The following is an 18985-nucleotide window of genomic DNA, read 5'->3' on the forward strand; positions in this document are numbered from 1 at the left end:
GTCCCCAGCCCCACTGCCCCATGACCGCCACCTTCGGCCCCGCGCGCAACCAGAATGTCAACACCTGCATCGGCTGCCTGACGGGCTACCAGGCTGTCGTAAACCTGTGTGACGGTGGCGATTCCGGACTCGTGCGCCTTGGCGACCCATTCCCAGTCGGTACCGAAACTAACCGAAAGCAGCGCGGGCCGCGCCTCCACCGCGTCCTCGAACAGCCCTGGCTCCTTGCGCATGACCCAGTCCACCAAGCCGATTCCGAACTTGCCGCTGACATGCTGCAACTGCTCCGCGAGCGACGCCCTGGTGGCGGTGCTGCCCATGCCGACCATCCCCAGACCGCCGGCGGCGGTAACCGCAGCGGCCAACCGCCCGCCGGCGACCCCACCCATCGGTGCGTTGACGATGGGTACCCGCAGGCCGAAGGCCCGCGACCACTCCGTGGATAGCACCCCTAGTGAGCGTCCGGCAGGGATTTCAGCACGGTCAGCATGATCACCGAATCCTCGACCGCCAGCAAGGAGTGCCGTTGCGGCGGAATCGCGACGTAGTCGCCGGTCTTGCCGTCCCAGGTGTCATCGCCAGCTGTGAGCCGCACGTGGCCTTGCATCACCTGCAGCGTCGCCTCACCCGGGCTGTCGTGTTCGGACAGGTCGTGTCCGCCAAGTAGAGCCAGCACCGTCTGCCGGAGCTCGTGGGTGTGGCCACCGTGGATGGTGTGGGCGGCTCGACCGCTATGCGACTGTTTCGCCTCGGCCAACTTTTCAGAGGCGAGGCTGGTCAGCGAGATGGATTCCATTGGTGGGTCCTTATCAGCCGTTCGGTATCAAGCTTTGGCCATTGAGTAGCAGCAACCGTCATGCTTATCTTCCGACGTAACGCCCGATCATGTCGACGCCAAAGGTGCTGCGGTCTAGCGGCCACCAGTTTGATTTGCGTCCAGCGCGCGCTGCAAGCGGTCGAGCGCCGCGCGCACATCCTCTATGGCTTGCCTCAATTCGTCGGCCGTTGTTGCATGGCCGGGCGCCGGTAGTGGAGCGGCCGGGGGCGCCGGCGTCGGAGCGGGTGGTGCGGCTTGGGGAGGTGGTTCCCTGGCCGCGTCGCCGCCGGGCGCGGTGGCGACCCGGCCCGTGCCGGGGCCGAAAACCTGGTCGAGCGCTTCGGCCAGGGTCGGGGCGTAGCCGATCCGGAGCCCGCCCTCGGCGCGAGGTTCGCGCACACCTACCAGTACCCGCGAAAGTTGCGGGAACGTGGCGCTGTTCGGGTTCGTCGAAATCCGTTCTGTGTACAGCGGTTCCACATAGAGCACGCCCCCGTCGGCGATTGGCAGCGTCAGCAGGTTGCCGTAATGGATCCGGTTGGACCGCTCCAGCAGCGTCCGTTCGGACGCCACCCTCGTGTCGGAGATCATCGAGTTCTGTATTTGTTGCGGGCCCTGGGTCAACGTGTCTGTGGGCAGTTGCAGCACAGTGAGTTTGCCGTAGCTTTCTGGATCCGAATGCGCCGAGATGTAGGCGGACAGGAATTCTCGGTTATAGCCCACCATTGCAGTGGCTAGCCGGAACGACGGCTTTGTCGTCTGCTGGTCGCCGACGAGGACGTAGAACGGAGGCTGGTTGGGGTTGGTGTCACTGGTCGGGTCGCTCGGCACCGACCAGAATGCATTGGTAGTGAAGAACTCTCGCGGCTCGTTGACGTGATACTTGGCGAGCAGCTCGCGCTGAACGCGGAACAGATTCTCGGGATACCGGAAATGGACACGCAGTTCAGCAGGTATCGCTTGTTCCGGTTTCACGCTGCCCGGAAAGGCACGTATCCATGCCTGCAGGACGGGGTCGTCTCGATCGAACTCGTACAGCGTCACGGTGCCGTCGTAGGCATCGACGGTGGCCTTGACGGAGTTGCGCGCGTACGACACCTGCTTGCCAGGCGTGAGCGCGCCGGCGGCGGTGGTTACCGGGCCCTCAAGTGAGGCGCGCTGCGCATACGGATAGGTGTCTAGTGTCGTGTAGGCGTCGACGATCCAGAGGATGCGTCCGTTGACCACGGCCGGATAGGCGTTGGTGTCGGTGGTGAGCCACGGGGCCACCTGCTGCACGCGTTGCTTGGGGTCGCGGTAGATGATCACCTTCGACTGCGAGCCGATCGCGCGCGAGAAGAGAATGTTGCGCTCGGTGAACTTGGTAGCAAAGACCATGCGGTTGAACCAGTTTCCGATCGGTACCCCACCGGCGCCGGTGTAGCTGTACTTCGAGGTGTCGGTGTCGTACTCGCGGGGCTCGAACCCGGGTGCACCGCCGACGATGGCGTAGTCGGGATCGGATTGTGCGATCACTTCGCCGAAATAGATGCGCGGCTGATCGACCGGGATGATTTGTCTACCCGAGCTCCGCGACGCGATATCGCTGACTGTGTAAAGGGGGTAACCACTGTTGCTTTCGGAGGCTTGGGCGGCCTCGCGCACCGCGGCATTCACCCGGTTGGCCGGAGCGGCAACGAAACCGTTGCCATGGGTGTAAACGGTGTGCCGGTTGATCCAGTCCCGTTGATTCCCGGTGAGGCTGTCCGGGGACAGCTCCCGAACGCCGACTATGTAGTCCTGCAGCTCGCCGTCGATGCGATACCGATCGAGGTCGAGTTGCGCAGGGAAGCTGTAGAAGTTCTTGAGCTGCTGCTGTTGGGTGAAGGTTCGCGAGAGGACAGTCGGATCCAGCAGCCGCACATTGGCGATGGTTGTGCGGTCCACCGGAACGTCGGGAGGAGCTTTCGTGCCGATGCCCGGATAGTCCCGATATTCGACCCAGTCGCCGCCGATCCGGAACGCCTGACGGGTCGCATCGATGTTGCGTTGGATATACGGGCGCTCGACATCGGCGGCATTCGGCCGCACCGAGAACTGCTCCATCAGCAGTGGCCATACGCCGCCGACGAATATTGAGGACAGCAGCAGCAGTGCGGCGGCAATCGCGGGGACACGCAAGTCTCGCAAGAAGATCACCGCGAAAAAGGACACCGCACACAGCACCGCGATCGCTAGCAGGACGAGCTTGGCCGGCAGCTCGGCGTGAATGTCGGTATAGCCGGCGCCGCGGAACGTGGGTTCCTTACGGTTACCCGACAGCAACTGATAGCGGTCGAACCAGTATGCAATCGCCTTGAGCAGGATGAAGCTGCCGGCCAGCACCGAAAGCTGAACACGTGCGGGCCATGTCAGCATGCCCTTGCCGGTCCTCAGGCGTACACCGCCGAACACGTAATGCGTGACCAAGTTCGCCACAAGGGCCAGACCCACGGCCACAAAGAGCCAATTCAGAATGCTCCGGTAGAAGGGCACATCAAAGACGAAGAACGCAATGTCATGGCCGAATTCGGGATCTTCGATGCCGAAGCGCCCGCCGTGAAGGAACAGCAGAACCTTTGCCCAGTCCAACTGAGCAATAAGACCGCACGGCGCGCCGACAGCGAGGGCAATGCCAAACCCGAACAGCCGCGGCCGGCGCATCACCTCGTTCCGAAACGGCACCATCGGGTCTTTCTGCTGGTCTGCGGGCAGGAAAACCGGCCGGGAGCGATAGGCAAGCAGCATGGCCACAAAAAGAGGACCGCCCACGATGAGCGCCACCGCAACGAAGATCGCCACTCGGGTGGACAGCACAGTCACCCAGACTCTGCGGAACCCGACCTCGCCGAACCACAACCAGTTGATGTATGCGTCCAGCAGCCTCGGCCCGATGAGCACCACCACGGCGAGTGCGGCTCCGGCGATCAGCAGGACACGGGCACGTCTCGGTATCGTCGCGGGTCGCCCGGGTGAAGGTTTGCCCATCTTTCTCAGCCTGCCCTTTACGGACGCGACGGTGACGCTGTCCGGTAACGGTGGGCATCGGCGGCGTCTTCGCGTGCTTCGGTGGCGGCCTGTGCCGCCTGAGCCGTGTCGGCGGCGGCGCGCGCTGCCAAGTCTTCGGAGGTGTCTTCGCGGGTAGCCGATGACTTGGGCAACGCCTGCGTGAATGCGCGAGACACCTCATGCAGCGCCGATGTGACCTCGCTCGGGATCACCCAGAATGTGCTTCCGGCCCCCTGAGCCAGTTGCGGCAGCATTTGGAGATATTGGTAGGCAAGGAGTTTCGGGTCTGGATCGTTGCGGTGCACGGACTGAAACACCTCGTCGATGGCGCGGGCCTGACCCTCGGCCCGGACGATCTGCGCGGTCCGGTTACCCTCGGCGCGCAAAACGGCGGCCTGCTTGTCGCCTTCGGCGGTGAGGATCTGAGACTGGCGTTGCCCTTCGGCGCCCAGGATTACGGCGCGCTTGTCGCGCTCGGCCCGCATCTGTTTCTCCATCGCATCCTTGATGGTCTGCGGCGGGTCAATGGCCTTGATCTCGACGCGGTTTACCCGTAGTCCCCACTTGCCGGTTGCCTCATCGAGCACACCCCTGAGTTGGCTGTTGATGGTGTCGCGGGAGGTGAGCGTGCGCTCCAGGTCCATCGATCCGACGACATTGCGCAATGTGGTGACCGTGAGCTGTTCGACGGCCTGCAAGTAGTTGGCAATCTCGTAAGCGGCTGCTCGCGCGTCGGTGACTTGGAAATAGATCACGGTATCGATCTCGACGACCAGATTGTCCTCGGTGATCACCGGTTGTGGCCGAAACGAGACCACTTGTTCCCGTAGGTCAATCTTCGGATAGACGCGGTCGATATACGGAATGACGAAGTTGAGGCCCGGCTTCAAGGTGCGGTGGTAGCGACCGAGCCGTTCGACGTTGCGGGCGCGGGCCTGGGGCACGATACGCACAGTCCGCAAGACGGTGAACGCGGCGAACAGTGCGACGACCAGTCCGGCGATTACAGATACTGACGTTGCCATGGGTTACTCCCGGGGATAGACGAGTGCGGTAGTGCCGCTGATCTCCAGCACGTCCACGGTTGCTCCGGCGGGTATGACGAGGTTTTCGTCGTACGAGCGCGCCGTCCATTCCTCACCGTTGATACGCACCCTGCCGCTCAGCCCTGACACCTCGGAGAGGACATAGGCGTGTCTTCCGATCAATGCGTCAATGCCAAAACGCTGGCCCTGGGCCCGGAACATGTGCCGACGGACGACGGGACGGATCAGCACTATCCCGAGGGCGGCGGTAACCGTGAACGCCAGGAGTTGGACAGGACCGTTCAATCCGAGTGCGGCGAAGCCCGCGGTGATCAGTGCGGCGACCCCGAGTATTCCGACCGCGGCAGTGAGGGTGAACATCTCGACCACCAGCAACCCCACGGCGATGATCAACCAGATCAACCATGCATCCATGCGGTGCCCCCCCAGACCGGTCGACGGATGCGCGACAAAACCCGTCTGCTTACTCCATCGTGTGCGGAAAACCAGCCTCTTGCAACAAGGCCCCGGGCATCACGCGGTTAGCAAAAATACCCCCGCCACGACCAACGCGATTACCTTGACCGACTCGAGGCCGACGTAGGCGTAGTGGCCCCGGGAACGGGGCGCATCCAGCCCGGCGAGCACCTGGTCGGAACGACGGGTCAAGCTGGGCCGCACCACGATCAGCTGGACGGCCAGCGCGGCCAACGCAACGGCAAACGCGACGACGATCCGTACCGGTGTTGGTCCGGCCGCCGCGATCGCCAGGATGACAAGCGCGAAGCAGACCTCAATGGTGTTGAGCGCGCGGAAGACCAAGCGGCCGATGCCGAGTCCGATCTGCAGGGTCACGTTGGGCGCCCGGAACTTCAGGGGGGCCTCCAGGAACGAGATGGCCAGCACCATGCCCAGCCAGACGAAGGTGACGGCGACCTCGATCGCCTGTCCGGTGCTCATGTGGCGGCCCCCCCGGGCCGCAGATGCGCCAGACAAAGGTCCGGCTCGACGAACGCCTCAAGCCGCTCGACCGCCACCGGCGCCGCCCAGGTTTCCAGGGCACCTTTCATGAGTCCGAGGTGGATCGGGCATACGACGTTGGCTCGGGCTTCGGCGAGTTCGAGGAAAGGGCAGTGTCTCAGACCCACCGTATTCTTGCCGCCGGACGTTCGCCGCTCCGGGGCGAACCCCAGCTCGTCGAGCACCTCGACCAAGTGCTCGATCGACTCCTCAGCACCGCCGGCACCTGCCGGAGGTTCCAGCGTTTGACCCCACGTCCGGCCTGCGGCCAAGGCCTTGGCGCTTGGATCATGTTGAGCGGCAAGGTCGATCGTAAGGATCTCGGCGAGCATCCGGTAATGTCGCGGCCCGCCGTCGTCCATCCGCCGAACCGCCCGGAACATCAGCGCTGGACGCCCCGGCCCCCGATGCCCGGGCTCAACCCGCTCTATGTACCCGTCGGCGACCAGGTGCTCGAGGTGAAAACGGACAGTATTGGGATGCACGCCCAGCTGGTTGGCGATCGCGACGATGCTCATCGGCGCGCGCGAGCCCCGCAGCACGCGCAGCACCGCACGACGTCGACCCCGGGATTCTTTATGCGACCTGGCCGTATTGCTCACCGTGACACTCACCTCCTGGAAATTCGCCCGCTTTCGGCGGGTCGGTCCAGCGCGTCGGCACCCGGCTTCGGCGAGGTACGTCACGCGCTAGAGTTTATACAAGAGCTTTTGTAAAAATTGGGTAGGCGCTTGAACGGGCTTGAAAAGGCTTAAACGGGCTTGCGAGGGCTTGGAAAGTGCGGAAGGGCAAAGCCCATGGCCGACAACGAACTTGACCTCCGACGGCACGACGTCTGATGTCCGGCCAGCGACCCGATTCCGAACGGCCCCTCCCCCTGTCGAATCGAACCGACGACAACGTCCAGGGGCACTGGCTGTTGGCGCGCCTGGGCAAACGCGTACTTCGCCCCGGTGGTGTCGAACTCACCCGCACCTTGCTGGCCCGCGCCGACGTGAGCGGCGCGGACGTGCTCGAACTGGCCCCCGGCCTGGGCCGGACCGCCGCCGAGATCGTCGCCCGGCACCCACGGTCCTACGTCGGCGCGGAAAGCGATCCCGACGCGGCCAAGGTGGTCCGCGGCGTTCTCGGCGGCGACCGTGACGGCCACATCGAAGTCCGCGTCACCGATGCGGCCGATACCGGATTGCCCGACGCCAGCTCCGATGTCGTCATCGGCGAGGCGATGCTGAGCATGCAGAGCGATACCGCCAAGCACGCCATTGTCGCCGAGGCCGCCCGGGTGTTGAGGCCACGTGGTCGCTACGCGATTCACGAACTCGCCTTAACGCCCGACGATGTCGCAGCGGACATCAGCGCTGATGTCCGGCAGTCACTTGCCCGTGCGATTAAGGTCAACGCCCGTCCGCTGACCATCGCCGAGTGGTCGCAACTCTTGACCGGCCATGGATTGGTCGTCGAGCACGTTGCGACCGCGCCGATGGCACTGCTGCAGCCACGGCGAGTCATTGCCGACGAAGGCCTCGTCGGTGCACTGCGATTCGCCAAGAACGTGCTCACCAATCCTGACGCCCGCAAGCGAATTCTGTTGATGCGCCGTACATTTCGCCGGAACCGTGAGCGGCTAACCGCGGTTGCCATCATCGCTTACAAACCAGCTTGACGGCGTCAGGCCCAGCTGGAGCCGACGGCGCTGTCGGTTCCAGCCATGTTGCTGCCGGCGGCCTGGACCTTCTGACCATGAGCGAAGGCCTGCTCATAGATCAGCTGAAAGTTGCGACCTAGGTCGGTGACGAACGCCGTGTACCCCGCCGAACCGGCACCGCCCCAAAAGTCCGCCGCGGCAACCGCATCGCGCACAATGGCTTGGTGCTTGGCCTCCAGCGACGCGGTCTGGGCACGGATGGTGCCGCCGTGGGCCTCGATGTCAGCGAACTGGTAGTTGATCAATTGCATCTCCTTTCTCCGCGGGTCTCCGCGGGCGTATAGGCCGGTTCGAGTGAGCGGTTTTCAGCCCGCCGCCGGAGGCCGGGACATCACCGACGGGCGGAATCCGTATTGCGGAACACTGCGCCCGCCAAACTGTCCGACCATGCCGCCCAACGGGGCCATGGGCAACCCATTCAAGACTGGTTCGGCCGGCGCCGCGGCGATGGCGCTGGTGCCCATGGCCGCCGCGACCGGGCTGGTCAGTGGAGTCGCCGCAGTCCAGCTTCCCGGCACCGACAACGCCCCCAGCGGTAGGGAGCGCCCGAGGCTCGCGGACACGCTTGACGCCGCGGAGCCGGCCCCGCCGGCGCCTAAGCCGGCTGCACCCAACCCACCGGTCAGTGCCGACCCCACCCCGCTGGCCAGCGCCGCAACCTCGCCCTGCACCGCCTGGGCCACTGGAGCGAGACCTTTCATGAACGACGTGACGGCGGTAACCGCACTCGTGCTGTTCGCGAGTGACGTCACCGTCGGCATAAAAGGTGCGATGTACTTCGTGTAGAGCTGAACAAGGTCGTCGAGCATTGAGTTCGCGACGGGTGCGGCGAGCTTCTGCAAGGCGCCAGGCACCGCGGTGGTCAGATTCGACAGCGCGTCGCGCACACCGGTATCGGCGGATCGTGCGGCGGTGATGCCCAGCGCGGCGGCCTGTCTCGCCAACCCGGCCAGGTCGGCCATGTGCGCCGGCTCCTCGAAATCGGTCAACTCGGCCGCCGCGGCCGAGGCAACCGCGTAGCCATACATCGCGGTCGCATCTTGCGCCCACATCTCGGAGTAGAGCGCCTCAGTCGCCGCGATCGCCGACGCGTTTTGTCCCAAAAAGTTCGTAGCCACCAAGGCCGTCAACCGTGTCCGGTTGGCCGCGATCAGCGGCGGGGGCACCGTCATGGCAAACGCTGTCGCGTGCGCGGCCGCGGCCGCGGCGGCCTGGCTGGCCGCCAGCTCGGCGTTCGCGGCACTGCTTTGCAGCCACGCCACATATGGCGTGACGGCCGCCACCAGGGCCACCGACGTGGGGCCCAGCCACGGACCACTGGTCAGTGTGGAAATGACCGAGTGGTAAGACACCGCGGTCGAGCGCAAGTCCGCGGCCAGCCCACCCCAGGCCTCCGCGGCCTCCAAGAACGAACCCGCCCCCGGGCCGGCATACATCCGCCCGGAGTTGATCTCTGGCGGCAGGAGTCCGTAGTCCATCGTTGCTACCCCTTGTCCCGGGGGCCGCTCAGATCGCCGCCGCCGGGTTTGCGGCCTCGGCGGCCGCGTTGCCAGCGCTCATGGCGGCGCCGATCGACTCGAGGTTGACCGCTGCCGCGGACAGCATCTCTGGATACGCAGTCAAGAAAGACATCGGATTTCCCTTCAGCGACCTGGGAGAACGTGATTGTCACGAGAATGTATCAACATGGTGTCGAGTGAGTCAACACTAATGTCGAACTTAATCAACAAAGCGTTGGTACTACTCGACGCCATGTTGACAATCATCGACACAGCCGTAGGGTGGGTAGCGTGACGCAAACTGACTACGTGCACGCCTCCCGAAGCCGTCGCACGTCGCATCTGTCGGGCGACGACCGCGAACAGGCGATCCTGGCCACCGCCGAACGCCTTCTGCAGGAACGTCCCCTCGGCGACTTCTCCGTAGACGAGCTCGCAAAGGGTGCCGGCATTTCCCGGCCCACCTTTTACTTCTATTTCCCGTCGAAAAACGCGGTGCTGCTATCGCTGATGGATCAAGTGAGCATCCGGGCGCGCGAGGCCCTCAAGGCGCTCGGCGACAAACTCTCCGGCGACCCCACGACGCACTGGCGGCCGCGCATCGAAACGTTCTTCGAGATCGCCAAGGCCAACATCGGGATTGCAGTTGCCGGTGCCGCGGCCAAAACCGGCAACTCCGAGGTCCGGCAACTGTGGGCGACTCTCATGCATCAGTGGGTTTCCTATACCGCAGCGGCGATTCAGGCAGAGCGCGACCGAGGCGTCGCACCGGACAATGTCTCGCCCCACCATCTGGCCACCGCGCTGACCTTATTGAACGAGCGCGTCATGGAATCAACATTCACCCACGAAGAGGGCGCGATCCCCGAAGACAAAGCGATCGACACGCTGGTGCACATCTGGGAGGCCAGCATCTACAACAGCTGACCAGCCAGCGCCGCCTTTGCCCGCTCTAAGCTCTCATCGATCAGCCGGTCGGCCGCGCCGAAGTACGTTGCCGACGGCTGCGTCGCGGTCAGTTCGGCGATCGCGCGTTGCTCGCCGACGACGTTCCCGCTCTCTAGGAATGCGTTGAGGTTTCTGGTCATCTGGTCGGGATGCACCTGTAGGCCGGCCAGCAGTTCGCCGCATTGGGAACCCGCGACCACGGTCCGCCGGGCCAGGGTGCGCAGAGTGTCCCATTCGGCGTGCCAGGAACCGTCGGGCCGTTCATCATTGGCCAGCGCGGCGGCGGTATGCAGCGTCGCCGCCAATTGCGGTGCCGCAATCGCGGCCCGACGGATCAAGAGGGACAGCACTGGGGTGCGCTTGTGGGGCATCGAGGACGACGCGCCACGCTGGTCACTGACGGGCTCGCCGAGTTCGGCGATCTCCGGGCGAACCAGGGTGACGACATCGGAGGCAATGCGGCCCCAGCAGTCCGTGCATCCGACCAAGGCGTCGGCGGCCGCGGTGATCGGTGACCGAGTGGTGTGCCACGGTAGCCGGAATTCCAAATCCAAAGCGCTTGCGGCGCTTCGCACTACGCGTCCCGCAACCTGAGAAGAGTCCGCGGCATCGCCGAGCAGGGTCGCCAATTCCGTTGTAGCCGACCAGTTTCCGACGGCACCGCCGAACTGTGCCGGGGTGACGAGCGCGTCCAGTCGCTGATGGGCATCCACGACACCGTTGAGCCAACCAGCGGCCTTGGCGCCGAAGGTCGTTGGCGCCGCGTGCTGGGTCAGAGTACGGGCCACCATCGGCGTGGCCCGATGCGCCGTCGCGAGTGCCGATAGCGTCAAAATCTGTTCGACGACTTGGGATAAGAGGTGGTCGACGGCGGCGCGCAACGCCAGCATCAGGCTGGTGTCGAGGACATCCTGGCTGGTGAGTCCCCGGTGGATCCACGGGGCGACCGCCGGCACGGCCCGTCGGCGCAGCAGGCCAACCAGGCCGATGACCGGGTTGCCGCCGTCCTCGGCGGTGACAGCGAGCAACTCGCAGTCATGCTGACCGATGAGGTGCCACAGGTCGGCGCCGGCACAGTCGACGGGTGCCAGGCCGGACGCGGCCAGCGCACCCAACCACGCGGATTCCACTGCAACCATCGACCGCAGCAGCGTCTGATCGGTCATGTGCTCGCCGGCGCGCTCGTCCCCGGGCCACAACAGATTGGTCATCGCGCATCGTCTCGGTAAGTTCGATAGGCAAGGAATACGGTCTCGTTCGGGCCCTGTAAGTGGATATCGAAGCGGTATCCCACACGCCCCGAATGGCTCTCGGCGCCGCACACCAAGGTATGCCGCCGCTGGGCGTCGACGCTGGACAACAGCGGATCGGCGGCCAAGTCGCCGTCCGGCAGGTAGGCGCGCGTGAACAGTCGGTGCAACAGTCCCCGCGCAAAAATGGTGATCGCGAAAAATGGTGCCCGCCCGACGTCGGCCGCTCCCGCTTCCCGGCGAGCAGACGCAGAATCGCATGCGGGAGGCTCCCGCAGTGCGATTCTGCGTCTGCTCGCCACTCCCGGTACCACCGTGGTGAAGCCGTAGTGACCGTCCGCGTCGGTTGCCGCTCGGCCCCATCCGGTAAACGTCCATCCGTCACGGCGCACCGAGCCGGTCGCACGCGGGATCCGACCGGCATTGTCTGACTGCCAGAGTTCGATCAGGGCATCCGGGACCCCGACGCCGGCGCCGTCGTAAACCGTGCCGTGCAACCGGATGGCACCGGGAAACGCGTCGCATACCAATTCGCTGTCGCGCGGATACGGCAGCCCGAGGCCGAAGAACGGGCCCACGGTTTGCCCTGGGGTACAAGCTAATTCACCCATCATCTGCACCCTCGGTCCAGGTCCGCCGGCCGCCGGACAACACGATGTTCCAACGGTAGCCGGTCGCGTATTCAGGCTGGGTCAGGTCGTGATCGTATTCGGCGACCAACCGTTGGCGCGCAACGGGATCGACGATCGATGAGGCGATGGGATCCAACCCGAACAACGGATCGCCGGGAAAGTACATCTGGGTGACCAGCCGCTGCGTGAAAGCGGTTCCAAAGAGCGAGAAGTGGATGTGGGCCGGCCGCCAGGCATTGAAATGGTTGCGCCACGGATAGGGGCCGGGCTTGATGGTCAGAAAGCGGTAGGACCCGTCGGGCCCGGTCAGGCAACGCCCGGCGCCGATGAAGTTCGGGTCGAGCGGGGCCGGATGCTGGTCGAGCTGGTGGTGGTAACGACCGCTGGCGTTGGCTTGCCAGATCTCGACCAGCTGACCTGTCACCGGCCTGCCGAATTCGTCGAGCACCCGGCCGGTCACGATGATGCGCTCCCCGATCGGCTCCCCCGGATGCCCGGCAGTCAGGTCGGCGTCGCCAGGGGCGACGTCCTGATGGCCGAAGCACGGTGCCCAGCGTTCGATCTCGTCGGGGTCGACGGTCAATGGCGGAAATTCGGGATGGCGCAGGACGCTGCTGCGATACGGCGGGTAGTCGAGCTGCGGCTGGAATTCTTGCCTACCCAGGCGCTGGTATTCGGCTGCTTCGACAGCTAAGGCGGCGATCTCCGCGGTGATGTCACCTTGCGACGCGACTCGCTGGGGTGCGGCCTCCACACAGCGTCAGGCTACCCGCGCTGGATCTCCTTTTGGCTCCGTTGGAGGGGACAAAGCCTGGACATCCCTGTCGGGAAGGACACCGTCTCGGTGCCGAGTAGGGGGACGTGGTGCTCACCCGTCGCACGAGCGAATGGTGGAAGTGCGCTCGACGGCCGACTCACGCTCCACGATCGCTGACGCCGACGTGAAAGGCTGCCCGCGCGAACGGGTTACCAGAAGCGTTAGGCGACTGCGCCGTTGAGAAAGATCTCTGGGACCCGGGAACTAAGGCAATGCTCGACGAGCTCGGCATAGAGAGGGACTGGCCCTGCCTGGAAGTCGCCGCTAAGGGCTATATCCCACGCAGCAGCGCCGACTTCCCCTTGGTGCGGAGCTTGTACAGGGTCGACCCGCGCAACTGATCGATACGCGCGGCCATCTTGTTACCCAACGCCTCGAGCTCGGCGTCGCTGATCCGCACCGGCGGCGGAGCGGGAATCATGTCGCGCTCCTCCTCGTCGGCATGGGCCTCCAGGACGGTCTTGAACGAGTTCCACTCTTCCTCGTAGCCCGGCGCGCTCTGCGGGGTACGCAGCAGCACCGACAGCTGGTCCACCACCTGTCGATGCTCGGCATGAGCGACCGCGATCAAATCGCTAGCCGCAGCCAGCGCCGGGTAGTACAGGTCATCCTCGATGCGGAAGTGGATGTCGAGCTCAATCAGCATCTCGTCGAAAAGGGCATGGCGCTCTTCGCTGTTCACCGGAGCCTCGCTGACCTTGCGGCCCAATCCCTTGATCACGACGTGGTGTTCTTTAAGCACGTCATAGGCATTCACTTGGTTACTCCGTTCCCCGCAACTTCGATCATTCCGTCGACCAACCGGGCCTGGTAGCACGGCAGTGGGGTTGCCGACGGGCCGCGCAATACCTCTCCGGAATCCAGCGCAAACCGCGATCCGTGCCAGGGGCATACGACGCGGCCGCGGTCGACCCAGCCGTCGGCCATCGGCGCGGCCAGATGCGGACAGAACTCGCCGAACGCCGCCACCTCACCCGGATTGGTCTGGCACACCACCAGCCCTACCCCGTCGACCTCGACACGTTGCGGCCTTCCGTCCTGCAACGAGGTCGCTGGCAGCACCGGCGTCCACTCTTGAGTGCGCAGCCGCTCGCCCGACTGGTCAATCCCGATGCCGGACTCGAACACCAGCGCCCCACCCAGGTAGCTGCCGCCGACGGTAATGCCGTAACCGAGCGCACTGAGCGCAGGCCCGCGAAGGCGGCGGCCACGGCGCCGGTCCCACCACGACAGCGCGTACAGCACGGTCGCGGCCGAGTTCACCACACCGTGTACCAGCCCAACGCGGCGGTCTTCCTGGTGAGTGTGCTGCCAATCGGTGGCGCCGGTGATCGCCGCGCCGATGCTGGCCAGGATCCCCACTCCGAGGGCGCGCGATGCGATCCGCGAAGTTTCACCGACCTCGCCGGAGCTCGTGCCCGGCAGCATGCTCATGACATCCAGGGCCACCGTCGTACCGAGGGCTCCACTGGCAAAAGAGGCGAGCGGCGGATGCACCGGATGGCCAAGCCAAACTCCGTTCAGCGCGTTGGCGACCCGATCCCGCGCGCCGCCTAGCGCGTTGAAGCCGAAGCTGAGCACGTGCTCGAGGCGATAACTGGGTCGATCCAGCCATCGTTGACGCCCGATGACTGTCAGCACTCGCGATCCGAATGGCATCGGTCTCCCCCTGCTTAGACCCTGCTTAGACCCGATTACCGCCAACGGTAATCACCTGCACCGCCTTCACACGGTGAACATCCGGTGGGAAAGACCTGTGAATCTGACCGGAGAATACTGTGCGGGCCGATGCGCTGTGGTTCTATTGAACAGAGGCCATTTCTGTATAGCAGATATAGTGTGCAGACAGTGATAGATCACCGCGAGGTATTCGGTACCGTCCGCCGGGGCATGATCCCGGCACACATCTACAACGACAAAGAGCTGTTCGCACTGGAGAAGGAACGACTGTTCAGCCGTGCGTGGATGTTCGTGGCCCACGAGTCGGAGATCCCGCAGGACGGCGACTACGTGGTGCGCCGGGTGCTCGACGATTCGTTCATCATCGCCCGCGATTCGAGCGGACAGGTACGCGCTTTATTCAATATGTGCCTACACCGCGGCATGCAGCTGTGCCGCGCCGAGATGGGCAATGCCTCCAACTTTCGCTGCCCATACCACGGCTGGACTTACCGCAATGACGGCCGACTCACCGGCCTGCCGTTCCATCGGGAAGCCTACGGCGGCGACGAGGGGTTCGAGAAGAATCAAACCCTGTTGCCCGCACCGAATTTGGCGAGCTACAACGGCCTGATCTTCATCAACCTGGACGCCGCCGCGGAGCCACTGGAGGATTTCCTGGGCGACTTCAAGTTCTATCTGGACTACTACACCAAACAGAGCGCCCACGGCCTGCAGCTGCGCGGACCGCAACGCTGGCGGATCAAGGCCAACTGGAAGATCGGCGCGGAGAACTTCGCCGGCGACATGTATCACACGCCGCACACGCACGCTTCCATCGTCGATATCGGTCTGTTCCGCGAGCCCAAGGCGCAAAAGCGCAAGGACGGCGCCACCTATTGGGCGGGTCGCGGGGGCGGCACCACATACAAGCTGCCGCCGGGCAGCTTCAACGAGCGCATGCGTTACGTCGGCTACCCCGACGAGATGATCGGCCGGATCAAAGAGGTCTGGACGCCACGGCAGCAGCGTGTGGTCGGCGAGGACGGCTTTATGATCTCGGCCGCCACCTGTTTCCCGAACCTGAGTTTCGTGCACAACTGGCCCAAACTGCCCGGAAGCGATCAGGTACTGCCGTTCATCTCGATCCGGCAGTGGCAGCCAATCAGCGAGAACGAAACCGAGGTGTGTTCGTGGTTCGCGGTCGACTCCGCCGCGCCCGCGGACTTCAAAAAGGATTCGTACCAGGCCTATTTGATGTGCTTCGGGTCGACCGGCATGTTCGAGCAGGACGACGTGGAGAACTGGGTGTCGCTGACCACCACCGCGGGCGGCTCGATGGCGCGCCGGCTGCTGCTGAACAGCCGCATGGGCCTGCTGTCCGACGACCGCCCGGTCATCGAGGCACTGACCGCCGAGTCGTTCCATGGACCCGGACGCGCGCAGGTGGGCTACAACGAATACAACCAGCGCCAGCTGCTCAACCTGTGGGCCGAGGCGATAAGCACATGAGAAAATCCCTGGAATACAACGATATTCGGCACCTTCAGGCGAACCGGTTCCTGGTGGACGAGGCCTACCTGCTGGACGCCCAGGACTACGAGACATGGCTGGACACCCTGACCGACGACATCCGCTACGTCATGCCGGTCCGCGTCACGACGGCCCGCGGCGCCGGGTTCGACACGTCACCGGGGATGGCCCACTTCGACGAGGACAAGTACTCGCTAACCCATCGGGTCGCGCGTTTCGCCACCGAACACGCCTGGACCGAAGACCCGCCATCGCGATTGCGCCACTTCATCACCAACGTGCGCACCTTCGAGGGCGACGATGACCGGCACCTGGTCGTGGAATCGGCCGAACTGCTGTTCCGCAGCCGCGGCGACGTCAACGAGAGCGCGTTGGTTTCGTGCGGTCGCGAAGACCTACTACGCTGGTGCGACGATCGATGGAAGTTGGCCCGCCGCAAAATCTTTGTGGACGAGTCGGTGATACGGATGCAAAACCTGGCGGTGTTCCTGTGAACCCTGTCGGCGAGCCCATCACTGTCGCAAACGAATTCACCGAAGTAATAGTCCAGCGGGTCGACACCCGCAACGGATCGCGGCTGCTGATCACCGCCCCCAAGACCGGGCAGTGGATCAGCCTGGACCCACTCGAGGTCGAGGCGCTGACTTGGCAGAACGCCCGTACGCTAGCGGCCATGGTCGGCAAATCCAATGCCCCACTGCTGCCCGACGAATCCGATCCGCAGCCATGAACGGGTGGCTGGACGGCAAGCGCGCAATGGTCGTGGGCGCCGGTTCGGGGATCGGCCGCGCCGTTGTAGACGCGTTTCACGCGGAAGGCGCGAAAGTTGCTGTGCTGGAACGTGATCACGGCAAGTGCGAGCTATTGCGACGAGAGTTACCCGCCGTTCCCGTGGTCGAAGGTGACGCCGTGACCCGAGATGCCAACGAAACCGCCGTCGCCGCCGCCGTAGCCGCGTTCGGCGGGCTCGACACCCTGGTCAACTGTGTGGGAATCTTCGATTTCTACAAGGGCATTACCGATATCGACGCCGATGCCCTCAAGGTCGCGTTCGACGAGATGTTCCGGACCAATGTGTTCAGCCATCTGCAGTCGGTGAAAGCCGCCGTCGCGGAGTTGCGGACCCAGCCCGGATCCTCGATCGTGCTCACCGAATCCACATCGTCGTACTACCCCGGGCGCGGCGGCGTGCTGTACGTGTCGTCGAAGTTCGCGGTGCGCGGGCTGGTGGCGGCCTTGGCGCACGAGCTGGCGCCACAGGTCCGGGTCAACGGGGTGGCGCCGGGTGGAACGCTCAACACCGATCTGCGCGGTCTTGCCAGCCTGGGGTTAGACACCGAACGCCTCGACAAAACTCCCAACCGGGCACAGGATCTGGCCGCACGCACGCCGCTGAACGTCGCACTCTCCGGGGCAGACCACGCGTGGAGCTACGTGTACTTGGCCTCCGACCGGTCCCGCGGGATCACCGGCGAAACCATCCACTCCGACGGTGGTTTCGGTATCGGAGCGCGGTCATGAGCGACGTGGATCAGCAGCGCGCACTGGTGGCCCAAGCCTGCCGGGTCGCCGCGGCCCGGGGTCTGGTCGACGGCATCCTCGGCCATCTGAGCCTGCGGGTCGACGACGAGCATCTGCTGATCCGGTGCCGCAGCGACACCGACACGGGGGTGGCATTCACCAGGCCCAGCGACATCCGGCTGATCAGGTTCGACGGAACCGCAGGCGCCGCAGGCGAACTCGACGGCTACCGCGTCCCCAACGAACTGCCCATCCACGTCGAAACCCTGTTGTCCAACCCGGCGTATCGGGCCGTCGCGCACCTGCACCCGCCCGCCGTCGTCGCCGCCGATCTGGCCGGTATCACGATCCGGCCGATATACGGCGCCTACGACATTCCCGGCGCCTGGCTTGCACGCCGCGGCGTGCCCGTCTACGAACGCGCTGTGCTGATCCGAAACTCGCGACTGGGCAAGGAGATGGTGGCGGCGATGGGCGACGCGCCGATCGTAATTTGCCGCGGCCACGGCATCACCAGCTCCGCAGACACAATTCAGCAGGCGGTGCTACAGGCGATCAGCCTCGACCAGTTGGCCCGAATGTCGTTGCGGGTGCGCTCGGCTGGCGGCACCCCGCACGACATCGACGACCACGACTGGGACGACCTGCCGGACTTGGGGCCTGCGTTCAACACCGACGCGGCCTGGCGGCACGAAGTCGCCCGGCTGGGCGATGATCACCCCAACTGATCGCCAATCTCCTTGGCCGCCTTGGTAAGTGCGGCGGCCACCGAAGAATACTTCGACGCAGGCAGCCGGTTTTGCGGTGCCGCGGCATTGAGCGCCAGCCGCAGCCCCGGGGCCCGGGTCGGTATCGGCACCGCAACCGAGGCGACGCCTTCCTCGCTCTCCTCGCGGTTGACGGCGTAGCCACGCTCGCGGATGCGCGTGAGCTCGACCTCCAGCTCGGTGCGGCTGACGATCGAACGTGCGGTGATGCCCTCTAACACCTCGTGCGGAAGTAGTTGGCGCAGTTCCGGTTCGGGTAGTTGGGACAGCAAGACCTTGCCCGTCGACGTGCAGTGCGCCGGCATCGTGCGCCCCAACCGGGAGGCCACCCGCACGGCGGCCGGGCCCTCAACCGCGGCGATAAACCCGACACCGGCGCCATCGAGTACACCGAGGTGAATGGTCTCTCGCAAGGTTTCGCTGAGCCGGCGCATGACCGGCAGTGCGGTGCCTTGGATGTCGATGCGGCCGAATATCGCAAACGCCACACCGGTTAACGCCGGCCCGGGCAGGTAGGCCCTGGACACCGGGTCCTGCCGGACGAACCCTCGGTAGGTCAGCATCGCGAGCAGCCGGTGCGCGGTGGACGACGCCACACCCAGATAGCGGGTTGCCTCGCTCAGCCGGATTTGCGGCTGCTCACCCAACAGCAACAGCAGCTTGAGCGCATTGTCGACCGATTCGATCGGATACTGCGGCGCAAGCGAATCGGCAGCCGGCTCACGCTTGGCTTGCATGACACTGACGGTACCTGCGCTAGTGCCA

23 protein-coding genes are annotated in these 18985 nt (G+C 64.8%); 7 read left to right on the forward strand and 16 right to left on the reverse strand.

What is annotated here, in order from left to right; genetic code table 11:
• The 7 genes from MSIMFI_RS18530 to MSIMFI_RS18560 form a co-directional block, all read right to left on the reverse strand.
• A partial coding sequence (locus MSIMFI_RS18530) for a nitronate monooxygenase (protein WP_191498610.1) occupies window positions 1-449 on the reverse strand: 449 nt, incomplete at its 3' end.
• A 2-nt stretch (window positions 450-451) separates the two neighbouring features.
• Window positions 452-796, reverse strand: coding sequence for a cupin domain-containing protein (locus MSIMFI_RS18535; protein WP_186242664.1), 345 nt, complete (start codon window positions 794-796; stop codon window positions 452-454).
• Window positions 797-910: 114 nt separating this feature from the next.
• The gene (locus MSIMFI_RS18540) at window positions 911-3823 is read right to left on the reverse strand and encodes a UPF0182 family protein (RefSeq protein WP_191498611.1); all 2913 of its coding nucleotides are present in this window, start codon (window positions 3821-3823) and stop codon (window positions 911-913) included.
• A gap of 17 nt (window positions 3824-3840) precedes the next feature.
• Complete coding sequence (locus MSIMFI_RS18545) at window positions 3841-4869, reverse strand: SPFH domain-containing protein (RefSeq protein WP_186242662.1); 1029 nt, start codon at window positions 4867-4869, stop codon at window positions 3841-3843.
• Window positions 4870-4872: 3 nt separating this feature from the next.
• The gene (locus tag MSIMFI_RS18550) at window positions 4873-5304 is read right to left on the reverse strand and encodes an NfeD family protein (protein WP_191498612.1); all 432 of its coding nucleotides are present in this window, start codon (window positions 5302-5304) and stop codon (window positions 4873-4875) included.
• A gap of 99 nt (window positions 5305-5403) precedes the next feature.
• A complete protein-coding gene (locus MSIMFI_RS18555; protein WP_191498613.1) occupies window positions 5404-5829 on the reverse strand; it encodes a hypothetical protein in 426 nt (141 codons plus the stop codon).
• Window positions 5826-6503, reverse strand: coding sequence for a helix-turn-helix transcriptional regulator (locus tag MSIMFI_RS18560; RefSeq protein ID WP_390633594.1), 678 nt, complete (start codon window positions 6501-6503; stop codon window positions 5826-5828). The genes MSIMFI_RS18555 and MSIMFI_RS18560 overlap by 4 nt, the downstream gene beginning before the upstream one ends.
• 224 nt (window positions 6504-6727) lie before the next feature.
• Here MSIMFI_RS18560 and MSIMFI_RS18565 point away from each other — a divergent pair, with 224 nt between their 5' ends.
• Complete coding sequence (locus tag MSIMFI_RS18565) at window positions 6728-7552, forward strand: class I SAM-dependent methyltransferase (RefSeq protein ID WP_186242659.1); 825 nt, start codon at window positions 6728-6730, stop codon at window positions 7550-7552.
• A gap of 5 nt (window positions 7553-7557) precedes the next feature.
• Here MSIMFI_RS18565 and MSIMFI_RS18570 read toward each other — a convergent pair whose 3' ends face one another.
• Genes MSIMFI_RS18570 through MSIMFI_RS18580 form a run of 3 tightly spaced genes read right to left on the reverse strand, consistent with a single transcriptional unit; the run spans window position 7558 to window position 9226 of the window.
• Window positions 7558-7839, reverse strand: a complete 282-nt coding sequence (locus tag MSIMFI_RS18570) for a WXG100 family type VII secretion target (RefSeq protein WP_224770329.1) — start codon at window positions 7837-7839, stop codon at window positions 7558-7560.
• Between the two features lie 60 nt (window positions 7840-7899).
• On the reverse strand, window positions 7900-9072 hold the full coding sequence (locus MSIMFI_RS18575; protein ID WP_186242657.1) for a PPE family protein: 1173 nt from the start codon (window positions 9070-9072) through the stop codon (window positions 7900-7902).
• A gap of 28 nt (window positions 9073-9100) precedes the next feature.
• Complete coding sequence (locus MSIMFI_RS18580) at window positions 9101-9226, reverse strand: PE domain-containing protein (protein ID WP_186242656.1); 126 nt, start codon at window positions 9224-9226, stop codon at window positions 9101-9103.
• 158 nt (window positions 9227-9384) lie between these two features.
• Between MSIMFI_RS18580 and MSIMFI_RS18585 the strand changes: the two genes are divergently transcribed.
• Window positions 9385-10020, forward strand: coding sequence for a TetR/AcrR family transcriptional regulator (locus MSIMFI_RS18585; protein ID WP_186245697.1), 636 nt, complete (start codon window positions 9385-9387; stop codon window positions 10018-10020).
• Here MSIMFI_RS18585 and MSIMFI_RS18590 read toward each other — a convergent pair.
• The 5 genes from MSIMFI_RS18590 to MSIMFI_RS18610 form a co-directional block, all read right to left on the reverse strand.
• On the reverse strand, window positions 10008-11252 hold the full coding sequence (locus MSIMFI_RS18590) for a lyase family protein (protein WP_191498615.1): 1245 nt from the start codon (window positions 11250-11252) through the stop codon (window positions 10008-10010). The genes MSIMFI_RS18585 and MSIMFI_RS18590 overlap by 13 nt on opposite strands.
• Window positions 11249-11902, reverse strand: coding sequence for a dioxygenase family protein (locus MSIMFI_RS18595; RefSeq protein WP_191498616.1), 654 nt, complete (start codon window positions 11900-11902; stop codon window positions 11249-11251). Before MSIMFI_RS18595 ends, MSIMFI_RS18590 begins: the two co-directional genes overlap by 4 nt.
• Complete coding sequence (pcaH, locus tag MSIMFI_RS18600) at window positions 11895-12677, reverse strand: protocatechuate 3,4-dioxygenase subunit beta (RefSeq protein WP_191498617.1); 783 nt, start codon at window positions 12675-12677, stop codon at window positions 11895-11897. Before pcaH ends, MSIMFI_RS18595 begins: the two co-directional genes overlap by 8 nt.
• Before the next feature lie 334 nt (window positions 12678-13011).
• The gene (locus MSIMFI_RS18605) at window positions 13012-13497 is read right to left on the reverse strand and encodes a hemerythrin domain-containing protein (protein WP_191498618.1); all 486 of its coding nucleotides are present in this window, start codon (window positions 13495-13497) and stop codon (window positions 13012-13014) included.
• Window positions 13494-14399: a Rieske 2Fe-2S domain-containing protein gene (locus MSIMFI_RS18610; protein WP_186242652.1), complete on the reverse strand. Its 906-nt coding sequence runs from the start codon at window positions 14397-14399 to the stop codon at window positions 13494-13496. The genes MSIMFI_RS18605 and MSIMFI_RS18610 overlap by 4 nt, the downstream gene beginning before the upstream one ends.
• 231 nt (window positions 14400-14630) lie before the next feature.
• On the opposite strand from MSIMFI_RS18610, the gene MSIMFI_RS18615 reads away from it, so the two are divergent.
• Genes MSIMFI_RS18615 through MSIMFI_RS18635 form a run of 5 tightly spaced genes read left to right on the forward strand, consistent with a single transcriptional unit; the run spans window position 14631 to window position 18181 of the window.
• On the forward strand, window positions 14631-15911 hold the full coding sequence (locus tag MSIMFI_RS18615; protein ID WP_224770357.1) for an aromatic ring-hydroxylating dioxygenase subunit alpha: 1281 nt from the start codon (window positions 14631-14633) through the stop codon (window positions 15909-15911).
• On the forward strand, window positions 15908-16426 hold the full coding sequence (locus tag MSIMFI_RS18620) for a 3-phenylpropionate/cinnamic acid dioxygenase subunit beta (RefSeq protein WP_191498620.1): 519 nt from the start codon (window positions 15908-15910) through the stop codon (window positions 16424-16426). The genes MSIMFI_RS18615 and MSIMFI_RS18620 overlap by 4 nt, the downstream gene beginning before the upstream one ends.
• Window positions 16423-16662, forward strand: coding sequence for a dihydrodiol dehydrogenase (locus MSIMFI_RS18625; protein ID WP_191498621.1), 240 nt, complete (start codon window positions 16423-16425; stop codon window positions 16660-16662). The genes MSIMFI_RS18620 and MSIMFI_RS18625 overlap by 4 nt, the downstream gene beginning before the upstream one ends.
• Complete coding sequence (hcaB, locus tag MSIMFI_RS18630) at window positions 16659-17453, forward strand: 3-(cis-5,6-dihydroxycyclohexa-1,3-dien-1-yl)propanoate dehydrogenase (protein WP_191498622.1); 795 nt, start codon at window positions 16659-16661, stop codon at window positions 17451-17453. The genes MSIMFI_RS18625 and hcaB overlap by 4 nt, the downstream gene beginning before the upstream one ends.
• Entirely contained in the window at window positions 17450-18181 is a 732-nt protein-coding gene (locus MSIMFI_RS18635; protein WP_191498623.1) for a class II aldolase/adducin family protein, read from the forward strand. Before hcaB ends, MSIMFI_RS18635 begins: the two co-directional genes overlap by 4 nt.
• Here the strand turns inward: MSIMFI_RS18635 and MSIMFI_RS18640 are convergent.
• A complete protein-coding gene (locus MSIMFI_RS18640; RefSeq protein WP_191498624.1) occupies window positions 18169-18957 on the reverse strand; it encodes an IclR family transcriptional regulator in 789 nt (262 codons plus the stop codon). The genes MSIMFI_RS18635 and MSIMFI_RS18640 overlap by 13 nt on opposite strands.
• Between the last annotated feature and the right edge of the window lie 28 nt (window positions 18958-18985).

This window comes from Mycobacterium simulans, from assembly GCF_900232995.1.
Classification (GTDB): Bacteria; Actinomycetota; Actinomycetes; order Mycobacteriales; family Mycobacteriaceae; genus Mycobacterium; species Mycobacterium simulans.